Source organism: Micromonospora maritima (assembly GCF_902825405.1).
GTDB classification, from domain to species: Bacteria; Actinomycetota; Actinomycetes; order Mycobacteriales; family Micromonosporaceae; genus Micromonospora; species Micromonospora maritima.
Genome location: NZ_CADEAU010000561.1, coordinates 1 through 3,211 on the forward strand (window position 1 = coordinate 1; position 3,211 = coordinate 3,211).

A 3,211-nucleotide genomic window follows, 5' to 3' on the forward strand; every position below is an offset into this window, starting at 1 on the left:
CACCCCGGGGAAACCGGCGGTTCCTAGCGTCCCTCCCGTCACCGACGAGGAGGAGCCGCCGTGAGCACGCTCGCCCCCAGCACCAGCACCAGCACCAGCAGCAGCACCAGCAGGTAGAACATCAGCGCCAGCCAGAGGTAGCCCGGCCAGGCCAGCCAGTACCAGCCGTTCCTCGTGCCGGCCATGGTCGCCGGCACGAGCAGGGCGAGCAGCGCCACCACGGCCGCGCCGAGCCGGCGCCACCGACCCGGGCGGGTGGTGTCCCGCACCAGTCGCTTCCACAGGTAGAAGTGGATCAGGCCGATGACGAGCACGACGAAAACCAGGAATGTCGCCATCGCCAACACGTCGGCCTCCCTCAGCCGCCCGCGAAGGGCGGCAGCACGTCCACCGTCACCCCGGCCGGCAACAGTGCCTGACGATCATGACAGGCCACGCCGTCGACCAGGAAACTCGCCGCCTTCAGCACCACGGCCAGGCGCTCGCCGTGCCGGGCGGCCAGGTCGTCGAGGAGTTCGTCCAACGACCGGCCCGCGGATGCGGTCTCCTCCGCGCGACCGGCCGCGGCACGCGCCCCGGCGAAGTAGCGGACAGTCAGTTCCACCCTCACCCTCCGATCGCGGACATCGGCCGGGCGGGCTGGAGGAAGGTCGGATCGTCGATGCCGTGGCCGGCCCGTTTCGCCCACATCGCGGCGCGCCAGCGTCGGGCCAGCTCGTCGTCGTCGGCGCCGCCGCGCAGCGCCGCCCGCAGGTCGGACTCCTCGGTGGCGAAGAGGCAGTTGCGCACCTGACCGTCGGCGGTGAGCCGGGTGCGGTCGCAGTCGCCGCAGAACGGCCGGGTCACGCTGGCGATCACTCCGACCCGGGCCGGACCGTCGTCCACCAGCCAGGTCTCGGCAGGTGCGGCGCCCCGCTCCGCGGGATCGGGGCGCAACGCGAACTCGCTGCGCAGGGCGGCCAGGATCTCGTCGGCGGTGACCATGGTCGAGCGGTCCCAGCCGTGCTGCGCGTCGAGCGGCATCTGCTCGATGAACCGCAGCTCGTAGCCGTGCGCCAGGGCGAACCGGAGGAGAGCCGGCGCCTCGTCGTCGTTGACCCCGCGCATCAGCACCGCGTTGATCTTCACCGGCGTCAGCCCGGCCTCCGCCGCGCCGGCCAACCCGGCGAGCACGTCGGCGTGCCGGTCCCGCCGGGTCAACGTGGCGAACCGGGCCGGGTCGAGCGTGTCCAGCGAGACGTTGACCCGGTCGAGACCGGCGGCGCGCAGCGCCGGCGCGAGACGGGCCAGCCCGATGCCGTTGGTGGTCACCGAGACGCGTGGCCGGGGCGTCAGCGCGGTGACCGCCGACACGATGCCGGGCAGGCCGGGCCGGATGAGCGGCTCACCGCCGGTGAAGCGCACCTCGGTGACGCCGAGGCGGCCCACCGCGACGCCGACCAGCCGGACGATCTCGTCGTCGGTCAGCAGCTGTGGGCCGGCCAGCCAGGGCAGGCCCTCGGCCGGCATGCAGTAGGTGCACCGCAGGTTGCACTTGTCGGTCAGCGAGACCCGCAGGTCACGGGCGACGCGACCGTACCGGTCGGCGAGGACCCCGTCGGCCGTCGTCCGGGGGGCGGTCATCTGTCGACCGTAGCGCGTCGGACGCCCCGCAGCGCGGCGCGGGCGGCGGAGACCACCGCGTCCGCGTACGCCGTGCCGAAGAGCGCGGTGTGCACCAGCAGCAGGTGGAGCTGGTGCAGCGGCACCCGCTCCCGCCAGCCGTCGGCCGGCGGCCGGACCTCCCGGTAGGCGGCCAGGATCCGCTCCAGGTGCGGCGGGCCACCGAAGAGAGCCAGCTGGGCGAGGTCGGTCTCGCGGTGGCCGCCGTGCGCGGCGGGGTCGACCAACCAGACCCGGCCGTCGGCGCCCCAGAGCAGGTTGCCGGGCCAGAGGTCGCCGTGCACCCGGGCCGGCGGCTCGTCGCCGCCGAACTCGTCGATCCGGTCGACGACCTGCTCGACCAGGGCGGCCCCGGTGCCGTCGAGCCCTCCGCCGTCGACCGACAACCGCAGGTAGGGCAGCAGTCGGCAGCGGGCGAACCAGTCCGACCACGGGCCGGGATCGGGGGTGTTGTCCTGCGGCAGCGCGCCGATGAAGCCGGTCCACTCCGCACCGAACGAGGTCGCGCCGGACGTGTGCAGGCCGGCCAACCCGCGCCCGAACGCCTCCGCGGCCTCCGGCGTCGGTTCGCCCGGCTCCACCCAGTCGAGCGCGAGCAGGTCGGGCAGCGCGACCAGCACCTCCGGCACCGGCACGGCGTCGGCCTCGCGCAGCCACCGCAGCCCGGCCGCCTCGGTGGCGAAGAAGCCCTCCGGGACCGGCCGCGCCGACCGTTCCGGCCAGGTCTTCGCGAAGACGGAGTGCCCGTCGTCCAGGGTGAGCCGGGAGGCGGTGCAGATGTCGCCGCCGGAGACCGGCGTCTCCCGGATCCGCTGATGGGTCAGGAACGTCGGCAGGTGCTCCGGGTGTGCCCGCAGGTACGCCAGGTCCATGAGCGCAAGGTAGCCGGTACCTGGGACAGCCGTGGACCGTGTCGGAACCGTGGCGCCCGTCGATCGCCGCTCACCTGCGCCGATACGCTCCGTATCTGTGGATGGACCGCGTGTCGTCCACAGGGCCGGACGCGGGAACCGACGACGCCGCACGCTCCCGGCATGAACTCCACCGAGCGCCCACGCCTCTCCGTCCGCTCGCCCGGCGACCTCGTCGCGGCCGTGCCCTACCTGCTCGGCTTCCACCCGGCCGACAGCGTGGTGGTGGTCGCGGTACGCGGCCGGCGGGTGGTCTTCGCCGCGCGCGGCGACCTGCCCGAGGCCGGCGCCGACCCCGCACCGGCGGCCCGGCACCTGGCCGAGGTGGTGGCCCGCCAGGACGCCGACGCCGCCACGGTCGTCGGCTACGGTCCGGCCGCCCGGGTGACCGGCACCGTGGACGCGGTCGGCGACGCGCTGGACTCGGCCGGGCTGATCGTCCTCGACGCGCTGCGGGTCACCGACGGCCGGTGGTGGTCCTACCTCTGCGCGGAGCCGGCCTGCTGCCCGGCCGACGGCACCCCCTACGACCCGGTCGCCAACCAGGTCAGCGCGGCGGCGGTGTTCGCCGGTCAGGTCGCCCTGCCCGACCGGGCCGCGCTGGCCGCCCAGGTGGCCGCGCTCGATGGCCCGGTCCG

Annotated in this window: 4 protein-coding genes and 1 pseudogene; 1 reads left to right on the top strand and 4 read right to left on the bottom strand. The window is 74.8% G+C overall.

Going from position 1 to position 3,211, the window contains the following annotated elements:
- Positions 1 to 41 precede the first annotated feature (41 nt).
- From HUW36_RS29015 to HUW36_RS29030, 4 genes and pseudogenes are all read right to left on the bottom strand, one after another.
- Positions 42 to 347, bottom strand: a pseudogene (locus HUW36_RS29015) (metallophosphoesterase); the annotation flags it as partial.
- 11 nt (positions 348 to 358) lie between these two features.
- Positions 359 to 604, bottom strand: coding sequence for a MoaD/ThiS family protein (locus HUW36_RS29020; protein ID WP_174531033.1), 246 nt, complete (start codon positions 602 to 604; stop codon positions 359 to 361).
- A gap of 2 nt (positions 605 to 606) precedes the next feature.
- Entirely contained in the window at positions 607 to 1,623 is a 1,017-nt protein-coding gene (moaA, locus tag HUW36_RS29025; RefSeq protein ID WP_174531034.1) for a GTP 3',8-cyclase MoaA, read from the bottom strand.
- Positions 1,620 to 2,534, bottom strand: coding sequence for a fructosamine kinase family protein (locus HUW36_RS29030; protein ID WP_174531035.1), 915 nt, complete (start codon positions 2,532 to 2,534; stop codon positions 1,620 to 1,622). Before HUW36_RS29030 ends, moaA begins: the two co-directional genes overlap by 4 nt.
- Positions 2,535 to 2,696: 162 nt before the next feature.
- Here HUW36_RS29030 and HUW36_RS29035 point away from each other — a divergent pair.
- On the top strand, positions 2,697 to 3,211 hold a 515-nt coding region (locus tag HUW36_RS29035), incomplete at its 3' end, for a DUF4192 domain-containing protein (protein WP_174531036.1).